Source organism: Roseofilum sp. (genome assembly GCF_982964205.1).
The window spans coordinates 29,186-53,214 of record NZ_CEZBFX010000017.1; the positions used below are offsets into that span (position 1 = coordinate 29,186).

The window sequence follows — 24,029 nt, forward strand, 5'->3', positions numbered from 1 at the left end:
CTCCTTGATGCTCCTCCCGTAGATTGACTGGGTGCGCTATTGTCTGAAGGAGGTAAGAAACTACTCCTTGATGCTCCTCCCGTAGATTGACTGGGTGCGCTATTGTCTGAAGGAGGTAGAAAACGACTCCTTGATGCTCCTCCCGTGGATTGACTGGGTGCGCTATTGTCTGAAGGAGGTAGAAAACTGCTCCTTGATGCTCCTCCCGTGGATTGACTGGGTGCGCTATTGTCTGAAGGAGGAGTAAACATAGCAGCTTGAACCGTTTCTTCTGCTATCGAGAGCGCCATGATCGTCACTAGAGACAAGCTTGCTGCTTGTATAGCGTGTTTCTTAAGTTTCATAGGTTTGGTCTCACGGATTTGGGATGATAGGGATAAATTAAGTTGAGCAGGCTTGAGAATAAGAAATAAATTTTGATCGGAGATAGTTATAATCTAACGTTAACTTAAAGTTCCGTGGTGCTTCAACTTAGAGTGCCCTTACCATTGCTTGAGGTTTCATTGTTGCGATGCTGCGATCGAGATCTTGGATTGAGCCTCTTTGTACCCAAGCAGATCGTTTTAGCTACTTTATGTAGAAGTATTGTAGTATACAAAGTCTACCTTCAGCAACCTCATTCTAAAACAATTGCAGAGAGGATACAAGGCGATCGCCAATTATTTCTGATTGTTTTGATTCTCTTTCAACTTCCCACTCCCGACTTCCCCGATCTAGAAACTTCCCTGACTTGAGGCTCTAACTCCTGTAAAGAAAGTCAGAGCCAAGTGTTTATCCGAATCGGGAAAAGGTGCAGGTGAAGCAGTGACTCAAGAATTTCATTTGTCCGTCACGCCAGTCGGTTATGTCAGGGAAAGCGCCAGTGAGAATCTCCCCTTGCGTAAAACTTACTTAGTGCGAACCGAATTAGTTGCTCCTGGAGTTCCTCTAGCGGAAGAACAGGTGGAATGGCCGATCGCCGATTGGCTAGAATTAACAGAATATCTGATCGGCGATCCTCTATTTCCGACTCCCCTTTCCTCCGAGTCTGTAGATTTAGTCAGTTTTGGCAAAAGCTTGTATAGCTCCCTCTTTCAAGGAACAATCGCCCAAAGTTGGCATACTGCCCAAGGAATTGCCCATAACCGCACCGAACCCCTACGGTTGCGCTTACACTTGAAAGATCCCCTAGTCGCCCAACTTCCTTGGGAAATTCTTCATGCTGGAGATCGCCCTCTCACCACCAATACAGAAATTCTCTTTTCTCGCTACCATCTCAATCCCAGAATCCGACCTTTAAACTCCGATCCAATTGTAGAACCATTAAACATCTTGATGGTGCTTTCAGCGCCAAGCGATCAACAAGGGTTAGCTCTCGATCAAGAAATGTATCGCTTACAAGGGGAACTGCAAAATCACGAAGGTACAGGTTTGGATATCCATTTGGACATTCTCACCTTTCCCGATCGCGAACAATTAACCCGAACCCTAGAACAAGGACAATATCACATTTTTCATTATTCCGGTCATAGTCAAGCCAATGCCTTGGGAGGCGAAATCTATCTCAAAAATCGACATACGGGCTTAACTGAACAACTCCATGGAGAAGATTTAGCCGGTTTATTAGTCAATAATGGCATTTTAATGGCCCTGTTTAATTCCTGTTCCAGTGCGGGAAGCGGAGATACCAGTTTAGCGGAAAGTTTGCTCAAACGAGGGATTCCCAGTGTCTTGGCAATGGGCGATCGCATCCCCGATCAAGTCGCCATCACATTTAGTCAATTATTCTATCGCAACCTGAAGCGAGAATATGCCATTGATTTAAGCTTAAATCGGACTCGTCAGGGTCTGATTGCTGCCTATGGTTCCGATGCTCTCTATTTTGCCTTGCCCATTCTCTATTTACAACCCGGATTTGAGCAATTTTTTCCTCCAGAGAAGCGTCCCCATTCTGTCTCTCGTCCTGTCCCTGCTGTTGCGTCTCCACAAGTTCCTCAGCTTTCCATCAAGAAGGATAAAGCGTACTATCAGCAACGAATTCAAGAAAATACCCAGGATGTAGAAGCCTACGATCGCTTAGGAGTCATTTTTTATCAAGAAGGTCAAATTGAAGATGCTATTTCTGCCCATCAGATGGCTGTATTAACTGATGCCCATTATACTGATGCTTATTACCATTTAGGCTGTATTTTACATGAACAAGGCCGAGTCCAAGAAGCGATTGAACTCTATCGTCAATTGCTCGATCTCGATCCAGAACATCCCCAAGGGAATATCGCCTTGAATCAAGCTTTGGCACACACTCAAGCGGTTTCCTCTTTACCTGTAGAGAGACCTGAAAAAAAGGCATTACCGGACAAGAGGCGATCGTCTAAGCGATGGGTGACACTCTCATCTTTTCCCTTAGATCTTGGGCGCTTTGGGATTATAGGGACAAGCCTTTTGGGAGGAGTTGCTCTATTGATATTTAGTATTTCCCAGGAATATATTACTTTTGTCAATCCTTGGGAAGATCCTGTTGTCGTGAGTCCTTCTCCTCTGCCTACGGATCAGCCCAATACAGAAAATGCCAACCAGAATCTGGTCATTCAGGCGATCGCTGAGTTTAATCAAAGTAATGTGGAGCAAGGAATTATCCATGTAGAAGACTTGCTTGACAGTGGAGTTGTTTCCTATGCAAAGCAAGCCTTAGAAAATGCTCCCCGTGAGTTGAACAATGAACCAGAGTTAAGTTATATTTGGGGACGCTTAGTTTGGCAAGCCTTACAACAGGGAAACCGCAATTACAGTGTGGATGATGCCATCCGCTATTGGGGCATTCCGATAAAAGAAGGGTTTCAACAGGCAAAATATTACAATGCTTTAGGATTTGCTTATTATGCCTACAATGATTTAGGTAAAGCCAAGAAGAATTTTGAGCTGGCAACTCAACAGACTGAGAGTGAGGCTTCCCCAGAATTATTAACGGCTTATGCTGGATTAGCCTTAGTTTTTGCCCAGGAAAATCAAGAGCAAAAAGCATTTGAATTCTATGAGGCTGTAATGGATCGCGCTCCATTGGCGTTTCAACCTCTATCTCTAGGAAAAGACGATTGGTTATGGACTAATGAGGCGATCGCTCAATGGAGTTTTTTAGGCGATCGTTTACCTCAAGTCGCTGAGAAAAATAATTAGGGAATAGGGAATAGGGAATAGGGAATGGGAAAACAGGGTTTTACTGACTGTCCACTCCCTCTTTTTTGGAAAGTGACAGAAGACGTCTAATTATTAGATCTCTTGCATACCCCTCTTCTGTCACTCTGGGAAATTCGTACGAATTTCCGTCATTACAGCCCGCGATCGCTAACGAAGGAATCAGGGTTTCACGCCCCTTTATCCAAAAGTGACAGAAGAGGGATACAGTACTTTGTGCTGTCATGGAGTACACCGTTGAATCCCCAAAGCCATGTACCACAATCCTATTCCCTATTCCCCTTTCCCTATTCCCTAACTGCTACCAGAAATCTATTAATGAATACTAATACTCAATTCCGGGTTGTGCTTTGACTCCTTGCTCGCGGAAAGGATGTTTAAGTAACTTCATTTCAGTAACCAAATCTGCGGCTTCAATTAAGGCTTCTGGCACACCTCTACCCGTGAGAATGACATGAGAATCTTGGGGTTTTGTGCTTAAACCGGCAATAATGTCTTCAACCTGCAAATATCCCAATTTAAGTGCCACATTAATTTCATCGAGTAATACGAGGCGAAATTCCGGGTTTTGCAAATAGGCTAATCCCTGTTGCCAAGCTTCTGTGGCTTTGGCGATGTCGCGATCGCGATCTTGAGTATCCCAAGTAAAGCCTTCTCCCATAGCCTTAAATTCCAGTTGTTGGGGAACCCAGGGTTGTAAAACCGCTTTCTCTGCTGGTTCCCATGCGCCTTTGATAAATTGCACGATCGCCACTTTATAGCCCTGACCGAGCGATCGCAACACCATTCCTAACGCGGCTGTCGTTTTGCCTTTCCCATTTCCTGTATGGACAATAATCAAACCCTTTTCCTTATCGGCTTTGCTAACGCGCTCTTTTTGCACCTCTTGGCGACGTTTCATTTTTTTCTGGTGTTGCTCGGCGCTCAAAGACGAAGATTGGGTATGCATAGCAGAAACACGGTTAACATTCTGTCTACAGTTTATCAGGGAGTGGGGAGTGGGGAGTTGGCAGATATGATAAAACCCCCTATCTCCCTATCTCCTCATCCCCCTGCTCTCCATGGGGTATATCCGTAATTAACTCGTTTGATTAATTCTTCTGACTGGACTGACCTTCCCGAAATCCCAGGATTTTGTAACAATAAAGAGAGATATAGATAACGACGATCGCCGTCGTCCCTCACCTCCCATACAGGACAGAAAACTATGGTAGCACTGACCGATCGCCCTCAAAAAAGACTAACAATAGAAACCGCTTCGATCGCCGAAAATACGACAACGATCCGTTCCCTCGACTGGGATCGCGATCGCTTTGACATCGAGTTCGGACTACAAAATGGCACCACCTACAACTCCTTCATTATCCAAGGTGAAAAAACCGCTCTGGTAGATACGTCCCATCGTAAATTTGAGCAACTCTATCTCGACACCCTCAAAGGACAAATCGATCCCGCCACCATTGACTACATTGTGATTAGTCATACAGAACCCGATCATAGTGCTTTGGTCAAAGATGTCCTCGAACTTGCCCCTCATGCAGTCGTGGTTGGGGCTAAAATTGCCGTTCAATTTCTCCAAAATCTAATTCATAAACCCTTTGAAAGCCAATTGGTGAAAAATGGCGATACCCTAGATTTGGGTCAAGGCCATATTTTAGAATTCGTTAGCGCTCCGAATCTCCATTGGCCCGATACTATCTTTACCTACGACCATAAAACGTCTGTTCTTTATACCTGCGATGCCTTCGGAATGCACTATTGCTCCGATCGCACCTATGATGAAAACTTAAGCGATATTGAAGCAGACTTTCGCTTCTACTATGAATGCTTAATGGCTCCCAATGCCCGTTCTGTTGTCAACGCCATGAAACGGATGGCCAAACTCCCAGAGATTAACCTGATTGCCACCGGCCATGGGCCTCTATTGTGGCATAACTTAGAGGAACTCACCGGCCGTTACGATCGCTGGAGTAAGGAGAAAACCAAAGCCGAAAAAACCGTTGCCGTCTTCTATACTTCCGATTATGGCTATAGCGATCGCCTCTCGCAAGCAATTTCCCACGGAATTACCAAAACCGGGATCGCTGTAGAAATGATGGACTTGCGATCGTCCGATCCCCAGGAAGTCCGGGAACTGGTAGAAATGGCATCAGCCCTCATCATTGGAGCTACTCCCCAGTCCGGAGATGTCGGCAAAGAAGCAGAAGCGGCCTTGAGTACCATTTTAGTCGCTGCCAACGATAAACAGGCGATCGGTCTTTTTGAGTCCGGTGGAGGCGACGATCTCTCCATATATCCCCTGCGGAACCAATTCCAAGAATTGGGACTTAAAGAAGCCTTTCCCGCCATTTTGATCAAAGAAGCTCCCACAGAAGCCACCTATCAAGTCTGTGAAGAAGCGGGAACGGATATGGGGCAACTTTTGGGACTCAAAGATGCCATTAAACAGATGAAGTCCCTGGATAATGACCTAGACCGGGCCTTGGGTCGTTTAAGTGGCGGACTTTATATCATTACCGCCCAAAAAGGCTCCCTCAAAAGCGCTATGCTCGCGTCTTGGGTCACTCAAGCGAGCTTTAAGCCCCTAGGGATTACCATTGCTGTAGCCAAGGATCGGGCGATCGAATCCCTGATGCATGTAGGCGATACTTTTGTTCTCAATATCCTCAGCGAAGATAACTATCAAGGCTTAATGCGCCATTTCCTCAAGCGCTTTGGCCCTGGTGCCGACCGCTTTGAAGGGGTAAAAACCCAAACAGCCGCCAATGGCAGTCCCATTTTGACAGATGCTCTTGCTTATCTAGAATGTGAAGTGGCTAGTCGGATGGAGCTTTCCGATCATTGGTTAGTCTATTCCACCATTGATACTGGACGAGTGAGTAATGTAGATGCTCTAACCGCCGTTCACCATCGAAAGGTGGGTAACCATTATTAGGCAGGGAGACAATGGATAACAGGCAATAGGGAAAACCAGGTTTTCCCTTTGTCCTTCCTGTAAGGGTTGAGTGCTGTTAACCCCCACAGAACCTCCCAGCAATTTTAGACTCTTTGGGTGAATACACTAGCCAGACGCTTGAGAATTTGCAGAACGGGATATAAACCATTCTGGCGGTTACGAAGATTGAACTCATCTGAGAGATCATAAATAAACCCGTTCACATCAGGTATAAGTTTCACAAAGGTAAAATTAGCTCCATTGGTGAGGAGTCCATAGGTGGCAGATGTGGCTGCATGAGGACTAGCAAGGAGATAAGAAAGTAGTTGAGATCTGCCTACTTCTAGGGAAAAAGCCGCTTGCTTAGACTCGATCGCCAATACCGAAAACTTCTCACTCAACACCAATACATCTAAGTTGCCCGTAACTTTCAATTCTCCATCTTGGTCAGTGATTTCTGTAGAGACTTCCGAGCGAATGCGGAAGGGAGGTAAAAAGAAACCTGCCATATCTAACAGAGGAGAAAGAACGACCATTTTCACCGTGTTTTCCAGCAGTGGAGGATAGCGCAGGAGATAGGTATAGCTGGTTTTAATGCGATCGCAGCGATCTTGCTCTGTATTGGTCAATTCTGGTAGCGCTGTGTGCCATTCTGAGAAAGCATCAGGGTCATTTGTCAAGTGCAGTTGAAAACGATCTTCGAGTTCACTTAGGGAAACGGTTCTAGCAGTCAGCGTTTGCATGGAGGGTAAGTGTGGAGATCGGATTAATTTGAGTGTATGCTTTTCAGTGTAACCCTTAAAGGCAAGATGCATAAGCCGGGATAAACGGGCCTTGCTAAGTTTTACGGAATCGCTATACTATGAGCTGAATCCAATTCGCACGATGGCTTAATTGACCCATAGCTAATTAATTAACCCAAAACTAAGGTGGAAATCTCTATTTCTAATCAACAAAACATTACTCTAGCTCCAGATGTCCTAGTTCAGGAACTCTCTGGAGAATCAGTATTACTCAACTTAAACAGTGAAGAATACTTCGGTTTGATTGATCCATAGCTAATTAATTAACCCAAAACTAAGGTGGAAATCTCTATTTCTAATCAACAAAACATTACTCTAGCTCCAGATGTCCTAGTTCAGGAACTCTCTGGAGAATCAGTATTACTCAACTTAAACAGTGAAGAATACTTCGGTTTGGATGAGGTGGGTTCACGGATGTTATCCGTGTTGACAGGTTCTGCTTCGATTCAAGAAGCGAGCGATCGCCTATTGGAAGAGTATGAGGTAGAGCCGGAAAAACTGCATCAAGATTTAATCGAACTGATTGAAAATATGGTCGATCATGACCTGGTTACTGTGAGTCCAGCCTAAAAGTGGCTTTAAGGATCGGGAGCGATCGCCCATTGCTTTTCAATATGGCATAAGAAGGATTCGGGGAAATCCTTCAGTTGTGCTATCGTATACTCTGGAAAAATCAAGGTAGATCGGTTTACAGTTAAGGCATAGGTAGAGTATAATCAGCTCGTTTTAAGCGGCCAGGCTGATTTAAAATCAGCTAATTACTCCATCTAAACACCATATAGAGGTGAAGAGAGTGAGCGGAATCGTAGGAATCGTCAATGCCGATAATGCTCCGGTTGACCGGGAACTATTGGCACGGATGACAGGATATATGACCTTCCGAGGACCGGATGTCCAGAGAATCTGGGCAGAGGGTTCCGTTGGTTTTGGGCATACCCTGTTAAGGACAACTGACGAATCTGCGAATGAAACCCAACCTCTAACGGTAGATCGGCGGGTATGGATTGTAGCAGATGCACGGGTAGATGGTCGCAGAGAGTTGATCCGTAGTCTTCAAGACCGAGGAAAACCGGTTGACTTAGATACTCCCGATCCCAATCTAATCCTCGATGCCTATCAGGTTTGGGGTATAGATTGTTTGGATTACCTGATTGGGGATTTTGCCTTCGCCATCTGGGATGGCAGAGAACAGCGTTTGTTTTGCGCCAGAGATCGGTTTGGAGTAAAACCGTTTTTCTACGCTCATTTGGGCAAAGAATTTGTGTTTAGCAATACGCTCAATTGTGTGAGACTGCATCCGTCTGTATCGGAGAAGCTTAATGATTTGGCGATCGCCGATTTTCTCCTATTCGGCTACAACAAAGAAATCGATACCAGCGCCTTTGCCGATATTCAACGCTTGCCTGCGGCACATCGGTTAATCTGGACTCCAGAGAGCTTTAAGGTGGAGAGATACTGGACATTGCCCACGGATGGCTATATCCGGTATAAACGGGATGAAGAGTATGTAGAGCAGTTTTTGGAGTTAATGCGGTTAGCAGTCGGCGATCGGCTGAGAACGAATAAAGTTGCAGTTTACATGAGTGGAGGATTAGATTCGACCAGTGTAACGGCGATCGCCAAAGAACTCCTCACAAAAACTTACCCCTCCCACGATCTCAGAGCATACACCACCGTCTTCGATCGTCTCCTCCCCGACGAAGAGCGCTACTACTCCGGTTTAGTTGCCGAACATCTGGATATTCCTATCCACTACCAAGTCGCTGATAACTTAGAGTTGTGTAAAGGATGGGAAGATATAGAAGGATCTGCGCCAGAACCGACCTTAATTCCTTTAGTGAAAAGCAATAAAGAATACTACCAAGCAATGACCTCCCATAGTAGGGTGACTCTCAGTGGTGAAGGTGGAGACGGAGTATTTCACTCAGAAGGGTCTTATTACTATGGCCTTTCTATGATTAGAAAGGGGAAAATCGGAACACTGATACTAGAGATATTGAAATATTGGCAATCTCATAAACATATTCCTCAGCCAGGAATACGCGCTCGATTGAAAGAGGCTTTAGGAATACCATCATGGACTCCTTCCTATCCGGCATGGCTGAATCCAAATCTAGAGAAACAGCTAAACTTAAAAGCAAGATGGGAAGATGTTTACCATCAAGGGAAACTTAAGCCCATAGTTAGTTTTCGTCCTGAAGCCTATGCCCTGTTAGTAGAGCCATTTGGATCTTATCTATTTGAGAGTTATGACTCAAGTGTGACCGGTTTCCCCACTGAAGTGAGATATCCATATTTTGATCTACGGTTAATAGAGTTTTTATTTTCGATCCCAGTGATTTCATGGATTCTGTTCAAAGAAATATTAAGGGTTTCTATGGTCGGAAAATTACCGGAACCTGTAAGGTGTCGTCCAAAAGCTCCTGCAATGGGTAATTCTATTAAACTAAGACTGCAACAATTAGAGAACAGATGGGTGGATGAGTTTTATCAAATTCCTCGACTATCTAAATATGTCAATAAGGCTGTTATCCCACACCTTTGCGGAATGACAGCTCAGAACGGTGAAGCTTTGATTGACCTTCGTCCAATAAGCTTGAACTACTGGCTGCATCAGCTATCATCAATTAAAATTGATTCAACATCAACTCAGGAGGCTCGCTATGTACTCGGAAAATAAGAAAACCATCAAAAGAAACTATCACAGTCCAAATTTGATCAGGTACGGTGATGTCAGTCAGCTAACCAAGGCCTCAAGTATCAACTCCAATGTTTTAGACAACTATACTAGTATGCCGCCGGACCCAAACAATAGAACTGGATTTTAGATTCAGTTGGCAAGACTCTCCTCTTGCTAACTGAATGGATCGATCGAGACTCAAAAAAATCCCTACTTGTGGCATTTCATTCTTCTGCATTTGGTCTTTTACTAAACTGTAACTGTTCCATATCTGGTTTAGTTCCTTTAGCTTCCCCAGCAAAAAATTGTGACGTAGATGTAAGGCTGGGAATTCAACCCCTATGGTTAAGCCAAGCCTTAGTCAACGTTTCATCAACTCAAAGTGTGAGTTCGATTACCACTCATACAGGAGAACCTTTGTGGACAGTTCAGCAGCTTCTTAATGGTTCTTACTTAAGATTGGTCTATGCCGATCGCACTCAGTTTGTCCTAGACTGCAAGGGTACAGAAGTATGGGGAACTTGGCCGGAAGAGTTAACCTTGGAGGATACAGCGACCTATTTGCTCGGCCCAGTGATGGGCCTGATTTTGCGTTTGCGGGGAGTCACCTGTCTTCATGCCAGTGCGATCGCACTTGGAGATCGCGCCATAGCCATCGTCGGTCGTTCTGGTGCAGGAAAATCCACCACCGCAGCAGCATTTGCCGAACTTGGATATCCTATCCTTTCTGACGATATCGTAGCTTTACTAGACCAAGACCATCAGATTCTAGTTCAGCCCGCCTATCCCCGACTCAGACTTTGGCCTTCTTCTGTAGAAATTCTCTATAACAACCCTGATGCACTTCCTCGCCTTGTTCCCACTAACCCCAGTTGGGATAAAACCTATTTAGACCTCAATCAAGACCAGTACAAGTTCCAAGATACTCCTCTACCTCTCGTTGGTATTTATATATTAGGCGATCGCACCAGTTCTTCTCCCATTCCAGCGCTCACACAACTGCCAAAACGTAAAGCTTTAATGGATTTGATTGCCAATACTTATGCCAACTTGCTCCTCGATAAAACCATGCGGGAACAGGAGTTTGGTTTTCTCAGCGACACCGTTAATCAAGTTCCGGTTTATCAACTGAATGCTCACCCTGACTCTGAGCATTTATTCAACATTCCAACTGTGATTTTAGAGAATTTAGACCATGTATAGTGTCTCGGGTTACGGCTCCATGATCGGCGATCGCGGCCGCATGGAAGCCTATACGCAAGCTTTGAAACAATCAGTTACTCCAGATTCAGTAGTTCTCGATATAGGAACGGGAACCGGAATCTTTGCCCTCCTGGCTTGTCAGTTAGGTGCAAAAAAAGTTTACGCCATTGAAACCAATCCAGCGATTGAAATCGGCAAACCGGCCGCAGTTGCTAATGGCTATAGGGATAAAATTGAATTTATCCAAGACCTATCGACTAACGTTAAATTACCCGAATTAGCTGATGTCATCATCTCTGACTTGCGGGGAGTTTTACCTTTATTTCAGCAACATATTGGCTCATTAGCTGATGCGAGAACCCGGTTATTGCGTCCCGGAGGTGTGTTGATTCCCCAACAGGATAACATTTGGGTGAGTGTGGTAGAAGCACCTAATTTGTGGAACAGAATTAACGATCCTTGGGATAAATATTGTTATAGTTTCAACATGGATGCGGCGAAAAAAAACGTCAATAATATTTGGGGGAAAGGCTGGGTCATGCCTTCTCAATTATTGGTACAACCGCAACTTTGGGCAACGTTAGATTATAGAACCATTGAAAATCCTAATGTGGGCAATCAAATGATTTTTGAACCCTCTCGGAGTGGGACAGCCCATGGATTGAGTGTATGGTTTGATGCAACATTGATTGAGGGCGTTGGGTTTTCCACCGCTCCAGGAATGCCAGAATTGATTTATGGGACAGCGTTTTTCCCGTTTTTAGAGCCGGTTGAGATTCGTTTAGGCGATACAATTTCCGTGAATTTACAAGCTAACTTGGTAAACAATAGCTATATCTTCCGTTGGGATACCCAGGTATGGGAACAAGGGAAAGAAAGCCAGTGTAAGGCTCAGTTTAAGCAATCTACATTTTTTGCCCAATCCCTTTCTCCTCAGCAGTTGCGGAAGCAGGCAGGGAATTTTGTACCCCAGTTGAATCAAGAGGGTAAGATAGCGCAATTGGTTTTAGAGTCTATGGGGCAAGGAAAATCGGTGAGCGAAATTGCAGGAGTTTTAATGGAGCAGTTTCCAGGAGCATTTTCTACGCCGAAAGAGGCTTTAACGCGGGTAGGACAATTATCAACAGTGTACAGTGAATAGAATAATGGCGATAATCGCTGCGATCGCCTCCCGCTTTAAACAGTTGCTCTATCTCAGAAAAGCGGTACAGTTGGTTTGGGAGAGTACTCCCAAGCTAACACTGGCGAATATTACCTTAGTCTGTCTCCAATCCGTTTTACCCCTCATTTCCCTATACCTCACCAAGCTAATTATCGATCGCATCACCAAAGGCATTTCCACTCCCCAAACCTCCCTAAAACCGGTACTTGTGCTAATTGCTATTGCTGCATTGGTGGCGATTATTGCTGACGGACTGAGATCCTTAGCCGGATGGATCAATGAAGTGCAATCTCAAATTGTTACTGACTACGTGCAGAATCTGCTTCATGCCAAGTCCATTGAAGTGGATTTGGCATACTACGAAAATGCCCAATATTATGATGTACTTCATCAGGCACAAACCGAGGCATCTTACCGTCCACCTTTAATTTTAAACCGACTCATCCAATTAGGCAATAGTAGTTTATCTCTGGTAGGCATCGGCATTCTACTGTTTTCTTTGGATTGGGCGATCGCCCTTATCCTCGTAATAGCTGCTATCCCCGTTTTTCTGGTTCGGCTAAAATTTTCCCAACAGCTTTATCGCCAATGGCAACAATGGACTCCCCAAGAACGCATGGCGTATTATTATAGTACGCTAATCACCCAAATCGATCATGCCAAAGAACTTCGCTTATTTGACTTAGGGAAACTCTTTCAACGACGTTTTAACACCCTCCGTCAAGGCATTCGTCAGCAACGAATCTCCCTATCTGCGCGTCGTTCGTTTGCCGAAAGTATCACCCAAAGTAGTGCAACTCTAGCCGTTTTTACCGCCTTTGCTCTGATGGCAGATCGGGCATTAACGGGTGCAATTACCATTGGCTCTTTAGTCATGTACTATCAAGCTTTTCAGCGAGGACAAACCTTACTGAGGGAGAGCTTAAGTTATTTAGCTTCTTTGTATGAGAATAGTCTATTTCTCTCCACGTTTTATCAATTTCTTGACTTAACGCCAACTATTAGGGAGCCATCTCACCCCGTTCCACTGCCGGCTATGATTGAAGGTAAAATAGAATTTGAGCAGGTCAGTTTTTCCTATCCCCGGAGTCAACGCTCCGTTCTAGAAGATGTTCACTTTACGATTGAACCTGGAGAAACAATCGCTATTGTCGGGGAAAATGGGGCAGGAAAAACCACGCTGATTAAACTGTTGTGCCGCTTATACGATCCGACTGCTGGCACCATTCGCTTAGACGGGGTTGATCTGCGCAATTTATCTCCCACACAGGTAAGAGAGCAGATTAGCATTGTCTTTCAAGATTATGCCCATTACCATTTAACGGTACAAGAGAATATTGGTGTTGGAGATATTCAGCACTGGGATAATTTAGCCCTAATTAAGCGAGCGGCTGAATTAGCTAAGATTCAGGATGTTATTGTGCAATTGCCCCAAGGATATGATACGATTTTAGGCAAGCAATTGATTAATGGAGAAGAACTGAGTATTGGTGAATGGCAGAAAGTGGCGATCGCGCGGTCTTTCCTGCGTCAAAATCACCCCATTTTAATCTTGGATGAACCCACTAGCGCCTTAGATCCCCAAGCAGAAGCAGAAATCTTAGAACAGTTGAATCAATTAACGCAAAAACGAACGTCTATTATTATTAGTCATCGTCTCTCAACCGTAAAGTTTGCTGACCGAATTCTAGTTTTAAAAGAGGGTAAAATTGTGGAGGCAGGAAATCACAGGCAATTAATGGAAAAAGCAGGGATTTATGCAACACTGTTTAATACTCAAGCTCACTATTATCGATAAGGCTTCTTCTTCCTAAACATGCGTCTTGAACATGAACTCATCTTGAACTGCGCTCGCACCTATCATTCTGGCGAAAATCAAGAGAAAATTCTAGATCTACTGTCAAGGAATTTAAATTGGGATGATATTCTCAATTCGATTAGCTATCATGGATTAATTCCTCTGTTTTACTGGACGATTAAAGAGTTTAAAGATCGAGTTGATATTGCTTTTTTTGAAGTCATCCATAGCGAGTTTAAGCAAAATGCTTGCCGCAACTTATCCCTCACACAAGAATTGATTAAAATCATTCGACTTTTTGAGAGGCAAAATATCCCAGTTTTGGCATTTAAGGGGCCGGTTTTGGCTGAAGTTGCTTATCAAAATTTGGGATTGAGGCAATTTGTTGATTTAGATATTTTAATTCCTAAAGAGGCGGTAGCTCAAGCCTCGAAAACTCTGATCAAACAAGGATATTTACCCCAATTCGAGTTTAAGGGATGGCAAGAACATCAGTATACCCAAATTCGCCCAGAGCATAATTTCTATTCGCCCCAAAAAGAGGTGCATCTGGATTTACATTGGTCTTTGATTTCTTCAGCGCTCTCGTTTCATGAAAATCCCCAGTTGGTTTGGGAAGATGAAAACTATCAAAATCGAGTACAATTGGCGAATCAAACCATTCTTACTCTCTCTCCAGAAGCCTTATTGTTATTTTTATGTGTTCATGGGGCTAAACATGATTGGTCTCATTTGTCTTGGGTTTGCGATATTGCTGAACTCTTAAATCGATATCAGGATTTGGATTGGCAGTGGATCGATCGCCAAGTGGGTCATTTGGGTACTCAAACCATGTTAGAGCTAGGCTTATGGTTAGCCTACCATTATTTAGATGCTCCGATTCCTGAACAGTGGAGGACTAACTTAGCTAATAATCGCAAGATTCAGGACTTAGCCAAATTAGTAGAGGAACAATGGTTTAAACTCACATCTGATACAGATAGTCTCAAGTTAATGGGACAAATTTATGTGCAAACAATGGATTCATGGCGCGATCTCCTGTGGTACTGGTTTGACTATGTAGCAACCCCTACCCCCCTAGAGTGGGAAATACTCCCCTTACCCTCCGGGTTGTTTTTCTTTTATTATCCTTTGCGCCTGCTGCGTTTGTTGTGGAAATACCGGCCCCAGTGGCGAAAGGATTAATCTTGACTCGATTCAACGGGTAACAATAACTGGAACATAATCCGATCATTTTCCAGAGAGTAAGTATTAAAATATCCTCCAACACTTTGAATCAGAGATTGGCAAATGAGCAAATGTAAACCGGGGGGTTGATCCAGCAAAGATGGAGTCAGGAGATCGGGCGATCGCCCTTGCTGGAGTTCAAGGATTAAACTCGGTTCTAATAATGTGGCACAAACAATCGAAACATCAAATAATAAAAGAGGTTCAAGTTGATTCGATTGATTGGGGTTCTGGCGCAAGCGCTGGGCAATTTTCTCCTGAGCAGGGAGGAGTTCCGTTTTCGAGAGACCATTACACCAAATATCCACTTGTGCTTTCGGCTGGCCCATTTTACAGGCAATGCCTAAAATTTCGTGGAAAATCAACTCTAATTTCATCACATCACCCACCAAATTCATCGCTCCCGGTTGTCCTTGGACACGGATAAATTGTTCCCGCTTTTTCACCAATACATCCACCCGTTCGATCGCCCGTTTAATTAAACTGACTAAAGGCAAGTGCATCTGATACCATTGCAATTCCCATTGTTCATCTTTGAGCATTTGCGCCAGATGACCCAATGTAGAATTCATCGATCGCAATCCTTGCTGATAACGGGTAACCGTTAGAGCATCCTTGGGAGTCCCCAAATTACTCAGTTTTTTCAGTTCCATTGTCAGCTTGCGATAGGCCATCTCACTCCGACGTTGCTTATACCAATTCAACTTTTGCGCCCGATCCTGCTGGACTTCAAAGTAACTTTGCAGCGTCGTCATGCGCTCAGACCAAGCCAGTTGTCGAACCATAATTCCTAAAGCCGTAAGGTACGGATCGGCCCATAACCGTCCTGGAGCATCGGCTAAGACAATAATGCCCGTTGCCGTTGCCTGTTCATCCGCCCGAAAGGCGATCGCTACAATTTCCCCAATGCCCGATCCACTCAACCATTGGCGTGTCAGTGGAGAAAGGTGTTCGCTCGAGAGCTGATAAACCCCTGAGCTGGCTAAAACCCCTTCTATCAAGGGATCGTGGGCCAGATCAATCTTTCCTTTCGTCTGTATATTAAACTCAGGGCTAGTGACCTGGGCGTTGGTAATATAACCGACCTCTGGCTTCTCCAAAGACCAACGAATGTTCAACGCTAAAGGAACCTTAAATACCTGGACAATTTGCTTGAGGGTCTCCTCTTCTAGGATATCCGAATTGTCGATCGCCGATTGAATAGCTGTTTGTCCCCATTGAATCAAAGATTGTAGCTTTTCCTGTTGTTGTTGCTGGCTATGCAGTTGCCATTGGTGGAGAATCAACCCTAACTGTTGCGCCACTACCCGTACCAATTCTAATTCCGTACCCTCCCAAGTTCGAGCCACATCATGGGCAACCATCAGCACCCCTTCCATCTCATGGCCGATCGCCGTATTACAGAGTAAAACACTCTTAATTCCCACCTGAGTAAACAGGGAGCGCCAACTGGTTAGTTCCCAATCTTCCTCCCAATTTTCAATCGGGATTGCCGCTCTCGACTGTTCAAGCTGCTGCCATTCTTCATCCGCAGGAACCGGTAGCAGGGAAGGAATAGGACGACGGTTAGCGGGTTGACTTTGACAAACCACCTCAAAATGATTCTTATCGCGATCGTAGAGTAAGACCAAAAACCGCTCTACTCCTAGGCGATCGCACACCAAATGGGCACAATGATCTAAGGTCTGTCGCCAATCATCCTCAGAATAGATCGATCGCACCAAATCAGCCGTCAACGCCTGGTCTTTTTTGGTGCGCTCCACTGCTTCCTCCATCTCCTCTAGGGGAGCCATCATGGCAATTAACTGAGCCACACCCCGCACATATTTGCGTTCTGCATCCTCCCAAATACGCGGTTCATTCCCCTCGATCGCCAAAAAACCCAGCAACTCATTTTGATAGATAATTGGAGCGGCTAACAGGGAACGAGCCTTAATTTGCTGCATGAGGCGACTGGTGGTATCGGCCTTCAGGGAACTCCGTGCTTCCCCCACAGACACCACCTGATCGGCCACCAGGGCCTTATAAAACCCAATCACCTCCTGCACCGTAATGCCAGAGGACGCTTGATTTCCCACCCCTTGAGCGGGGGTTTTCTGAAGATTGGTAGTTCTGCGCCAAAAATAGCGTCTCTCGCGCTCAAACCAATAAATATTCGTCCGATCCGGACCTAAAAACTCATGGGTTTTGGCCACCACTGCATCTAACCGCTGGCGAAAATCGGAGAGCGATCGCAACCGATCCAAAACATCTAATAACGGCTTATCCGGCCGTTTCTCCAAATTCCTGCGCCAATTGGCTTCCATCTCATTTAAACTGGCCGCCAATTCGCCAAAAATCATTGATAGACGAGCCTTTTCATCCGAGCGGGGCGAAATTCCCCACAATTTCGATCCCAAAATCACCACCCCAAAACATAGGGCCCGATAGCGCAGGGGAAACACAATTGTGCCTTGAATATTCAATTTTACCGCTAACTTCCGCCATTCCCCAGCTCGTCGCTCTTCCCGCAAGTCGGGAACCCCTGCCGGTTTTTGCTGAATCACCACTTGCTCGAACAAATCTCCAGGACTCAAGGCAAACGTCTGTTTGAGGATGGAGCGATCGCCTCCCGAAGGTAGAATCCCTCCTTTGCCAAATAAGCGATGTTCTCGCCGGTCATACAAACCGATCCAGATTAAATCATATTCAAATTCCGTTTCAATATATTCAATAGTTGTATCAACCAACACATCCAGGCTTTCCTCTTCCCGTAAGGTTTGAAGAGTCCGACCCAGGGTAACCAGTTGTTTTTCGCTTTGTTTCGGTATTGACTGCTGAGGCATAGACCGAGGCTTCTAGGGATAGTAAATAAGGGGGAATGACGAATCAATAATAGACAAGCTTAGTGTCGATCGGGAATAATGGGTAACTTGAATCTGGACAAACACCGATTAAATATCCATTATTCACCCGTTCAATTGGAACCGTTCCCCATGCTTGAACAATTTATCTTTGCAGGACTTAAAGTCGATCCAGAAGATCTCCATCACTCGGTTATGGGCGCTTTAAGCTGGTTAAGTCACCAACGGATCGTCAGCTATGCCACCTTTATCGATCGGACGTTAGGGTTAACGGACGATCGCCTCGGGCAAACTCTCTGGGGATTAACCTTCCCCAATCCGGTGGGATTAGCTGCCGGATATGATAAAGATGGCCTGGCGGTGGGCATGTGGGATCGTTTAGGCTTTGGATCGGTGGAACTCGGTACAGTCACCTTCCATCCGCAACCGGGTAATCCCCGTCCCCGTTTGTTTCGCTTAACTCAAGATCGAGCGGTTTTAAACCGTATGGGATTTAATAACGAGGGCGCTGCAGCTATGGCAGAACGGTTGAAAGATGGCCAGCATTGCCCTACCCCCCATCGAATTCCGATTGGAATTAATTTGGGTAAGTCAAAGATAACACCCCTAGAAAATGCGGCAGCCGATTATGGCCAGAGCTTCCGTATACTCAGGGATTGGGGAGATTATTTTGTGGTCAATGTCTCTTCACCCAATACCCCTGGCTTGCGATCGCTCCAAGATGCCAGCCAACTGAGTCTTATTTTAGAGGCTATTCAACAGGAAAACCAAGGGCACAAACCCCTCTTGGTGAAAATTGCTCCGGATCTCGAGGATCGGGAGATCGCTGATGTGGTGAATTTGGCCCAGAGTTACCAGTTATCCGGGATTATTGCCACCAATACCACAATTAACAAACATTCCCTGAAAACCAAACTCAATCCCAAAACTGGCGCTCTGATGGAGGAAGAGCAAGGGGGCATTAGTGGGGTTCCCTTGGGCGATCGATCTACAGAGGTGATCCGCTTGATTTGGCAACAAACCCAAGGGCAATTACCGATTATTGGCGTGGGAGGAATTTTCACCCCAGAGGATGCTTGGCAGAAAATCACCGCTGGCGCGAGTTTAATTCAAGTCTATACAGGTTGGGTTTATCAAGGCCCCTGGATGGTGAAGCGGATTTTACAGGGGTTGTTGGACAAATTGGAGGAGGAAGGGTTGGATACCTTGGCGGATGCCGTAGGGAGAGGTAATGAACAATGAACAGAGGTAGAAACCCGGTTTCTTGGCCACCTCCACGGAGACTAGAAGCTGGGTTTTCTTGCACCTCTTGCGTAGACCAGAAACCGGGTTTCTCGAAGAAACCGGGTTTCTTAGACCCCCCGCGAGTTTCTTGGCTACTCATCGAAGAGCAAATTTTGAATCACCTCATCCTGTCCTCCCTCCTCGACAAACTCGCGATAGGCATCTACCGACTCAAACAGCGATGTCACCCTCTCACATTGGGGTAAAGTGCCACCGCGCACTTGCAGATATTCTGGATAACTGGAAAACGGCCAATCTTCAGCCGACTCGACCAAATTCGCCTGCACTGGGTTCAGGTGAATATAGCGGGTTAAATGGGCTAAATATCGATCGCTATCCACCAAAATGGCCTGAAAGCGTCCCTGAAATAATGAACCCACTCGCTCATAACGCCGATTCATAGCTTTCGTATAGGACAGGGTAAACCGTTGCATGTGCTGGGAAAAGTCTGCCTGATTTAAGTAGACTAAAAAATGGTAATGATTGGGCATCAAGCAATAGGCTAAAATGTCGAGGGCTTGGGGTTGAATGAAGTAGTGGCGAAACTGACGTAAAAAGTGGAGATAGTTGTCCGTTTCAAAGAATATTGGCTGTCGATTATTTCCCCGATTATAGATGTGATAATAACATCCTTGCTGAAATTGCACCTGACGATAGGGCATCGCTCTCACCCCAGAAATCGGGTTTTTAACTTTCCTATTTTATCTTAAGTTGTGGGAGAAGACCCCTGCGTAGACCAGAAACCCGGTTTCTTCAAGAAACCGGGTTTCTTAGACCTATCATTCGATCGTAACGAGTCATGAAGTTATAACGATGGGGAGGGAATGATTTGCGCTCGTTCGACTAATTCGGGAAAGAGGGCGCTAAATTCTTGTTCGGCTTGCTTTTGAGCGAGTAAGGTCATGAGAGTGGTATAGGAAAAGAAACAGATTCCGGCTAAGTTACGATCGCGCACTTCTTGAGCTTCCTGTTTAATTTTCACCAGAGATGTATTCTGAGTTGATAGACCGAGACTGACGGGAATTTTATGTTTCGCTAGGGCGATCGCCGGATGGTCTAAGGAAGGTTTAGAGCCTGAGTAAACAATGAGTTCTTCAATAACCCGATCGGTTGCCCAAAGTTGGGGATCTTGGAGCGTATCGGTACGCTGAAGATCGGCGACAAAGCTAAGAATACAGTAGGGTTTTTGCGCTTTGATGCGGACAGAAATCTGTTTGAGAAAGTCTGTGAGGCGATCGCGTCTCCATTTCACCCAGGTTGGATCTTGGGGGTTAGAAGGGGGCTGTTTTCCGGAATGGTCTTGCTGATAAAGTTGCTTGGTAACCGCATCATAGCCTAATTCAACGGGCGGACAGAAGGAGGAGTCGAGTTGAATGCCTTCAATTTCATACTGACTGACCATTTCTCCCACTAAATTGAGGATAAAGGCTTGTACTTCGGGATGGAAGGGGTTAAGCCAAACATAACTGGATTCTCCTGTGCCAAATTGGACTCCATCTTGACGGGTAGCGATCCAATGGCGACGGTTTTCGAGTAAGGGAGAGTTCGCGGGAAGTTTCAGCCCTCCTTGCCACCAGCTAATGATGCTAATCCGGTTACGCCCAGAGGCTTTGAGTAATTCTGTTAGGGGATTGTCAGAGGGTTGAGTAACTCCTGTAAGCTGTTGCAGCAGGGGGCTGGGGTAGAGGGTTTGACCCTGATTCCATAGACTGGGATAGAGAGTGTTGAAATTAAATTGGGATAAATAATCGATCGCCGTTTCCGTATTGTTGGGAAAGAAGTGCGAGTGGGGACTCAGTTGGGTTAACCAGAGTCCCCGCAGTTCTCCGGTAAGCTGAACTGGGGGAGCAATGTTGACTTTAGCAATATATTGATCGGGAACTGGAGAGACACTATTACCCGTTTGTAGGGCTTGGGCAATCATAGCGGCAATTTCGGCGCGGGTGGCGATCGCATCGGGACGCAGTTGGTTCGCGTCCGGATAGTTGACGACTAATTCATGTTCCGCAGCGGCGGCGATCGCCAATCTAGCATATTCGGGAATGCGATCGGCATCCTCAAAAGTTTCGTTTAAAGTCATCTCCACCAAGTTTTGCGGTTCATAGTTTAAGCCATTACTTAAAGCCAATAAAGCTTGCAGGCGGGAGAGCCGATCCGTGGGCTGAAAGCGTTGATTGGGAAAACCGCGCAGAAATCCCGATGCATAGGCACGGCGAATCACCCCATACGCCCAATAGGAAGGAGGTACATCCCTAAATTGAACTCCAGTTTGGCCCGTTTTCGGATGATGGGGAAAGGCGCGGGAGAGTACAGCCGCAAATTCTGCCCGGTTCATTGGTGCATCGGGCTTAAATTGACCGTTGAGATAGCCGCTAAAAATCTTTTGATCCGCCAGTTGTTCAATGACCGCTTGAGCCCAATGGTTTGTAATATCAGTGAATTTAGCCATAAACGGTTGCCCTCAGATTGAGGTTGATGTAACAGTAAATCATTATATTTGTAATCAGATACTTTTCCTTGCGTAAAGTTTAGTTGCAATGGCTTGATCTGACCCCAACAAATGTTTATAGTAAAAGCATGAAGCAAGTAAAGCTTCGCTGGCAGATTAACAGCCATTTTGTACACAACCCAATTAAAAGTTAAGAGGTAAATCGCTGATTAACTGTTGTCTGTCTCAACATAGCACGGCAGCACCCCTACTGAAACTTGAAACTTCCTAAACTGAAATAGCAGGGAGAAAAATCAACCGGTATTCACGCCCATTTTAGTGAAGAGAGTTGAACTCCAGATAGGCTCAAATAATGAAGGGAAGTTAATCAGGAAGTAAGTCATCCGGGTGCTGTTGTCGTTTTAAAGGAAATATTTTGAACAGGAATTTATTGAGTAAAGTTTAGTTACAATCGCTTGATTTGAGTCGAAGAAATGTTTATAGTAAGAACATGAAGCAAGTAAAGCTTCGCTGGCAGATTAACAGCCATTTTGTACACAACCCAATTGAAAGTTAAGAGGTAAATCGCTGATTAACTGTTATCTGTCTCAAGAGAGTACGGCAGCACCCCTACTGAAACTTGAAACTTCCTAAACTGAAGTAGCAGGGAGGAAAATCAACCAGTATTCACGCCCATTTTAGTGAAGAAAGTTGGACTCCAAATAGGCTCAAACAATACTAGGGAAGTCACTCAGGAAGTAAGTCATCTGGGTGCTGTTGTCGTTTTAAATCAATCATTCAGAATAGATAACGTCTGCACCCTACTCCCTACTCCCTTTTTTGGGCTTATTGCGCCTAGAAAACCGCTGTAATTGCTGAGATCCTTCTTGGAAATGGATCAGGGTCGTCACGATCGCGATCGCCCCATAAACCGCGCGCAACAACCATCCTTGAACAGCAAAGACCCAATCAAGCCATTGGGCGCGATCGCCTAGGAAACCAGCTAAAATCGACTTTAAGCGGCTATCCTCGGCTTCTAATTGGTTAAGGCGATCGATTTGGGTGGGTAGAATGGGAAACTTAGCCGTATAGAGATAAAAGCCTAACATCCCCGTTTTTCCAGTTTTCTCTTCCAGAAACCCATCCGTTTTTTGCACAATTTCTCCAGAGGACAACTGGGTATTTTCGGCAATATCATTGAGCCAGTTATTATAGCGAACGACTGTGGGAATGCTGAGAATAAAGGGAATGGTGGGAACGAGCAAGACTAGACTCACTTGTTTGCGAATACGAGGAGGCAAAAAAATGGTGGAGAGTCCAAACCCCAAGCCTAAAATGGCAAAGGAAATCAAGTTAGACAGTTCGCTCAAGTCTAACATGCGAAAAATATCGCCAATGATCGGTAGGGAATAGATATGCTGATCGGCCAGAAAAATAAATAGTAATTTACTTAAGACAACTAAACCGATCGCTAAAGGAACGATCAGGATATAAAGGACAATTCGGAAAAGAAGTTTTAACCGATCCATGGGAGTGGGGGTAAGGAGTTCAAGATTCAGAAAGCATTTTTTGCTGCTAGGGTGCATTGATCAATAATAGACAAATCTAGGGCCCCACAGCTATCGGGATCTTCTGAAGCCATTTGTAACCAGAGCAGATATTCAATATTTCCCGCTGGCCCGGTAATGGGAGAATGAGTTAAGCCTCGATAGGACCATCCCAGACTACAGGCGCTTTGGTAAACTGTGGAGATCGCCTGACTATGGTCTTTGGGATCGCGGACAACTCCCTTTTTACCGACTCGCGATCGCCCGACTTCAAACTGGGGTTTGACTAACGCGACTAACTCCCTGGGAGGAGCTAACAATGTCCATAAGGCTGGTAACACTTTTGCTAAAGAAATAAACGACACATCAACTACTGATAAGGTTGCGAGGTCTTCCCCACTATATAACTCTTCGGGACTCAAATAGCGTAAATTGGTTCTCTCTTTCAAAATCACCCTCGGATCGGTGCGAATACGCCAATCTACTTGGCCATATCCCACATCAACCCCGTAAACCTGTTTTACGCCATTTTGTAGCAAACAGTCCGTAAAGCCTCCCGTAGAAATTCCGCCATCGAGGGCAATTCGTCCAGCAACATTTAAGTGAAAATAGTGAAGAGCATGGGCTAACTTTTCTCCTCCTCTAGAGACAAAGGGCGATCGCTCCTTAACTGTTATGGTTGCCTCCGTAGAAACCAACGTCCCGGGTTTATCTATCACCACCCGATCCACCATCACTTCACCCGCGCGGATCAAGCGCTGGGCGAGTTGTCGAGAGTCACATAGAGACTGTTCTACCAGTAAAATATCCAGTCGTTGTTTAGCCAATTTTATTCAACGCCCAACCTTAAAAATGGGTTTATTTTAACACTAGAAACGCCATTTTCATGCCCTAATTCTCAGTACAGGACAAAAAACTGTAGTGGTTCATAGGGTTTCTGATCCTTTA

Annotated in this window: 17 protein-coding genes and 1 pseudogene; 10 read left to right on the forward strand and 8 right to left on the reverse strand. The window is 45.2% G+C overall.

Annotated elements, in window-relative coordinates; translation table 11 throughout:
- Positions 1-344, reverse strand: a pseudogene (locus AC3A14_RS07170) (DUF928 domain-containing protein); the annotation flags it as partial.
- Between the two features lie 460 nt (positions 345-804).
- Here AC3A14_RS07170 and AC3A14_RS07175 point away from each other — a divergent pair.
- On the forward strand, positions 805-3,153 hold the full coding sequence (locus AC3A14_RS07175; protein WP_318732869.1) for a CHAT domain-containing protein: 2,349 nt from the start codon (positions 805-807) through the stop codon (positions 3,151-3,153).
- A gap of 343 nt (positions 3,154-3,496) precedes the next feature.
- Here AC3A14_RS07175 and cobO read toward each other — a convergent pair whose 3' ends face one another.
- On the reverse strand, positions 3,497-4,120 hold the full coding sequence (gene cobO, locus AC3A14_RS07180; protein ID WP_318732868.1) for a cob(I)yrinic acid a,c-diamide adenosyltransferase: 624 nt from the start codon (positions 4,118-4,120) through the stop codon (positions 3,497-3,499).
- Positions 4,121-4,378: 258 nt separating this feature from the next.
- Between cobO and AC3A14_RS07185 the strand changes: the two genes are divergently transcribed.
- Complete coding sequence (locus AC3A14_RS07185; protein WP_318732867.1) at positions 4,379-6,106, forward strand: diflavin flavoprotein; 1,728 nt, start codon at positions 4,379-4,381, stop codon at positions 6,104-6,106.
- Positions 6,107-6,210: 104 nt separating this feature from the next.
- Here AC3A14_RS07185 and AC3A14_RS07190 read toward each other — a convergent pair whose 3' ends face one another.
- Entirely contained in the window at positions 6,211-6,849 is a 639-nt protein-coding gene (locus AC3A14_RS07190; protein ID WP_318732866.1) for a restriction endonuclease subunit R, read from the reverse strand.
- Positions 6,850-7,035: 186 nt separating this feature from the next.
- On the opposite strand from AC3A14_RS07190, the gene AC3A14_RS07195 reads away from it, so the two are divergent.
- The 7 genes from AC3A14_RS07195 (at position 7,036) to AC3A14_RS07225 (ending at position 14,937) form a co-directional block, all read left to right on the forward strand.
- Positions 7,036-7,164, forward strand: a complete 129-nt coding sequence (locus AC3A14_RS07195) for a hypothetical protein (protein WP_487778949.1) — start codon at positions 7,036-7,038, stop codon at positions 7,162-7,164.
- A gap of 24 nt (positions 7,165-7,188) precedes the next feature.
- Complete coding sequence (locus AC3A14_RS07200; RefSeq protein ID WP_318732865.1) at positions 7,189-7,479, forward strand: PqqD family protein; 291 nt, start codon at positions 7,189-7,191, stop codon at positions 7,477-7,479.
- 223 nt (positions 7,480-7,702) lie between these two features.
- Positions 7,703-9,589, forward strand: coding sequence for an asparagine synthetase B family protein (locus AC3A14_RS07205; RefSeq protein ID WP_318732864.1), 1,887 nt, complete (start codon positions 7,703-7,705; stop codon positions 9,587-9,589).
- Positions 9,590-9,805: 216 nt separating this feature from the next.
- A complete protein-coding gene (locus AC3A14_RS07210) occupies positions 9,806-10,792 on the forward strand; it encodes a hypothetical protein (RefSeq protein ID WP_318732863.1) in 987 nt (328 codons plus the stop codon).
- Positions 10,785-11,933: a 50S ribosomal protein L11 methyltransferase gene (locus tag AC3A14_RS07215; protein WP_318732862.1), complete on the forward strand. Its 1,149-nt coding sequence runs from the start codon at positions 10,785-10,787 to the stop codon at positions 11,931-11,933. The genes AC3A14_RS07210 and AC3A14_RS07215 overlap by 8 nt, the downstream gene beginning before the upstream one ends.
- 4 nt (positions 11,934-11,937) lie before the next feature.
- Positions 11,938-13,752: an ABC transporter ATP-binding protein gene (locus AC3A14_RS07220; protein ID WP_318732861.1), complete on the forward strand. Its 1,815-nt coding sequence runs from the start codon at positions 11,938-11,940 to the stop codon at positions 13,750-13,752.
- Between the two features lie 18 nt (positions 13,753-13,770).
- Positions 13,771-14,937, forward strand: a complete 1,167-nt coding sequence (locus AC3A14_RS07225) for a nucleotidyltransferase domain-containing protein (protein ID WP_318732860.1) — start codon at positions 13,771-13,773, stop codon at positions 14,935-14,937.
- Here the strand turns inward: AC3A14_RS07225 and AC3A14_RS07230 are convergent.
- A complete protein-coding gene (locus AC3A14_RS07230; protein WP_318701572.1) occupies positions 14,934-17,804 on the reverse strand; it encodes a GAF domain-containing protein in 2,871 nt (956 codons plus the stop codon). The two genes, AC3A14_RS07225 and AC3A14_RS07230, sit on opposite strands and share 4 nt — an antisense overlap.
- A 150-nt stretch (positions 17,805-17,954) precedes the next feature.
- Between AC3A14_RS07230 and AC3A14_RS07235 the strand changes: the two genes are divergently transcribed.
- Positions 17,955-19,064, forward strand: a complete 1,110-nt coding sequence (locus AC3A14_RS07235) for a quinone-dependent dihydroorotate dehydrogenase (RefSeq protein WP_318732859.1) — start codon at positions 17,955-17,957, stop codon at positions 19,062-19,064.
- A 134-nt stretch (positions 19,065-19,198) separates the two neighbouring features.
- On the opposite strand, the gene AC3A14_RS07240 is transcribed toward AC3A14_RS07235, so the two are convergent.
- From AC3A14_RS07240 to AC3A14_RS07255, 4 genes are all read right to left on the reverse strand, one after another.
- Complete coding sequence (locus AC3A14_RS07240; RefSeq protein ID WP_318732858.1) at positions 19,199-19,768, reverse strand: REP-associated tyrosine transposase; 570 nt, start codon at positions 19,766-19,768, stop codon at positions 19,199-19,201.
- A 143-nt stretch (positions 19,769-19,911) separates the two neighbouring features.
- Positions 19,912-21,555 carry a glycoside hydrolase family 10-like protein gene (locus tag AC3A14_RS07245; RefSeq protein WP_318732857.1) on the reverse strand — a complete coding sequence of 548 codons (1,644 nt, stop codon included), beginning with the start codon at positions 21,553-21,555 and terminating at the stop codon, positions 19,912-19,914.
- An 800-nt stretch (positions 21,556-22,355) separates the two neighbouring features.
- A complete protein-coding gene (locus AC3A14_RS07250; RefSeq protein WP_318732856.1) occupies positions 22,356-23,063 on the reverse strand; it encodes a hypothetical protein in 708 nt (235 codons plus the stop codon).
- A gap of 26 nt (positions 23,064-23,089) precedes the next feature.
- On the reverse strand, positions 23,090-23,908 hold the full coding sequence (locus AC3A14_RS07255; protein ID WP_318732855.1) for a TlyA family RNA methyltransferase: 819 nt from the start codon (positions 23,906-23,908) through the stop codon (positions 23,090-23,092).
- Between the last annotated feature and the right edge of the window lie 121 nt (positions 23,909-24,029).

What these genes read in the sequence shown, in the direction of transcription:
- AC3A14_RS07185 (WP_318732867.1), top strand. Translation starts at nt 4,379, where the DNA reads ATGGTAGCACTGACCGATCGCCCTCAAAAAAGACTAACAATAGAAACC.
- AC3A14_RS07235 (WP_318732859.1), top strand. Translation starts at nt 17,955, where the DNA reads ATGCTTGAACAATTTATCTTTGCAGGACTTAAAGTCGATCCAGAAGAT.
- cobO (WP_318732868.1), bottom strand. Translation starts at nt 4,120, where the DNA reads ATGCATACCCAATCTTCGTCTTTGAGCGCCGAGCAACACCAGAAAAAA.
- AC3A14_RS07250 (WP_318732856.1), bottom strand. Translation starts at nt 23,063, where the DNA reads ATGGATCGGTTAAAACTTCTTTTCCGAATTGTCCTTTATATCCTGATC.
- AC3A14_RS07225 (WP_318732860.1), top strand. Translation starts at nt 13,771, where the DNA reads ATGCGTCTTGAACATGAACTCATCTTGAACTGCGCTCGCACCTATCAT.
- AC3A14_RS07230 (WP_318701572.1), bottom strand. Translation starts at nt 17,804, where the DNA reads ATGCCTCAGCAGTCAATACCGAAACAAAGCGAAAAACAACTGGTTACC.
- AC3A14_RS07245 (WP_318732857.1), bottom strand. Translation starts at nt 21,555, where the DNA reads ATGGCTAAATTCACTGATATTACAAACCATTGGGCTCAAGCGGTCATT.
- AC3A14_RS07190 (WP_318732866.1), bottom strand. Translation starts at nt 6,849, where the DNA reads ATGCAAACGCTGACTGCTAGAACCGTTTCCCTAAGTGAACTCGAAGAT.
- AC3A14_RS07240 (WP_318732858.1), bottom strand. Translation starts at nt 19,768, where the DNA reads ATGCCCTATCGTCAGGTGCAATTTCAGCAAGGATGTTATTATCACATC.
- AC3A14_RS07220 (WP_318732861.1), top strand. Translation starts at nt 11,938, where the DNA reads ATGGCGATAATCGCTGCGATCGCCTCCCGCTTTAAACAGTTGCTCTAT.
- AC3A14_RS07215 (WP_318732862.1), top strand. Translation starts at nt 10,785, where the DNA reads ATGTATAGTGTCTCGGGTTACGGCTCCATGATCGGCGATCGCGGCCGC.